The 1,865-nt window shown below is 69.5% G+C and carries 2 protein-coding genes; one reads left to right on the top strand and one right to left on the bottom strand.

Going from position 1 to position 1,865, the window contains the following annotated elements; genetic code table 11:
* Positions 1-203, top strand: a 203-nt coding sequence (locus tag VG899_15270) for a hypothetical protein (protein ID HWA67720.1), incomplete at its 5' end; no start/stop codon positions are given.
* Here VG899_15270 and VG899_15265 read toward each other — a convergent pair.
* Positions 173-1,705 carry a hypothetical protein gene (locus VG899_15265; protein ID HWA67719.1) on the bottom strand — a complete coding sequence of 511 codons (1,533 nt, stop codon included), beginning with the start codon at positions 1,703-1,705 and terminating at the stop codon, positions 173-175. The two genes, VG899_15270 and VG899_15265, sit on opposite strands and share 31 nt — an antisense overlap.
* Positions 1,706-1,865 lie beyond the last annotated feature (160 nt).

Genomic DNA, 1,865 nt, shown 5'->3' with positions numbered 1-1,865 from the left:
TGGCCTGCCGCGAGGAAGGTCGGACCGACCCGACGTCGGATCTCGTGCTCGCGATGTTCGCGGGAGGCATCAACCGGTTCGCGATGACCGAGGTGCTGGCCGGCCGAGGCGGCGAGCTCGCGCACCACGCCGACGCCATCTCAGACCTCGCGATGCGGATGCTCGGCGGCGCTCAGCCGGCGTCGGGCAAGTACAGCCCCTGACCCTTCGGGACCCGGTGGGTCGCCGGCCCGTCCTTGGTCGTGTCGACCTTCACATACGACCAGACGCCTTTGTAGCCGTCATGGCTGGTCATCCCCGGGCAGCCGCGACGCAGCTCCTCGCAGTCGAAGCGGCCGCCGTCGGGCTTGGCGATGTCCAGCCGCGAGCGGTAGTAGAAGCTGAACATGTTCGGGTCGTGGAAGGCGTCGATGGCGGCCTCGACCGGATCGTGCTGCCAACGGGTCGTGACCAGCCGTGAGTACGCCGACTTCTCACCCTTGACGTAGTAGTCGAACCAGGCGTCGGTGTACCAGGCGATCATGTCAGGCCCGTACAGCGAGGCGCCGAATGCCGGGTTCGGGATGAACGAGAAGTCCAGGTGGCTCCCGCCGCGCACGACGATCTCGCCGGTGTCGACGTGGTGCTTGGAGTAGCTCAGCGACTCGGTGTCCTTGGAGTCGTACGCCGGCAGCTCGGTGTGCGGCGTCGGCGGCAGGAAGTAGTCGGCGGACATGCCCAGCGCCGGCACCCGGATCGGCACCGCCCGGCGGTCCGCCTGGTCCACGCAGCCCTTCTCGCGGCCGGCCGGCGCGGGGGCGCCAAGGTTGTCCCAGGCGACGATCGCCTTGACCCGTTTGTCCCACTGCCCGATGTAGGAGACCGCGCCGGCGCCGTACGAGTGGCCGGCGAGGCCGATCTCGTTGCGGTCGAGGATGGCCCAGAACGGGTTGTACGCGGCATCGAAGCCGGCCTTGACGCGCTCGTTCTGGTACGCCGCGTGGCTGGTGCCGCTGTTGCACGACGGCACGGGCTCGTACGGGTGCTGCGGCGTGGACAGGAAGAAGTCGAGCGCGTCCTCGGTGCCGTCGTAGAACGGTCTGCCGTCGGTCTGCGCCGGGACGCCCTCGAGGATGTCCTTGCCCTGCCCGGCGGTGTCGGACTGACCCTGGCCCTGCGGGTCGAAGGTCATGACGACGTAGCCGTCCTTGGCCAGCGCCTGCGCGGCGTACCAGTAGAGCTGCTCGTCGGCCTGCACCGAGCCGTCGGTGATGACGATGCCCGGCCGCTTCGCCGGCCCGCTGCGGGTCGCCCACACGTGGCCCGACAGCTGCGCGCCGTTGCGGGCGGTGAAGACGAACGGCGTCACGATTCCGTAGCCGCTGGTCTGCCAGTCGTAGAGCCGGGTGTCACCTGCACACGCGTCGTTGCCGTGCCAGCACAGGTCGGACACGAACTCGCGCTGCGGGTCGTGCAGCTCGATGTTGGTAGCGGCGAGCCCGTTTCGCAGGCCGATCTCCCGCAGCTGGAGCTGGTAGCCCGGCTGGAGGTACAGGCTCTGCCGCTCAAGGACGTTGGAGTAGTCCTCGGTCTCCACGGCCAGGTTGAACGACGTCGCGCGGTACTTCGGCTCGCCGCCCGTGCCGCTCCCCCATGCCGCGACCGGTGCGAACGCCGACACCAGCAGCGCGGCCGTCGCGACGGACACAGATCGACGAAGCCTCATGACGGTCATCTTCGCCGTCGGCCCCGCGCAGCCTGCCGGCCGGCCTCGCCTCGCGGGATGAGACCGCCCGCCACGAACCGGGTGATCGGCTCGACCTGGCGCTCCCAATCCGAGAGCCGGCCCGCCGCGACCAGATAGCTCAACGGCTCGACGATCGAGG

The organism is Mycobacteriales bacterium (assembly GCA_035550055.1).
Lineage (GTDB): Bacteria > Actinomycetota > Actinomycetes > JAFAQI01 > JAFAQI01 > DASZTV01.
Note: the sequence above shows the minus strand (reverse complement) of the source record. Positions and strands in the feature narration are given on the sequence as shown.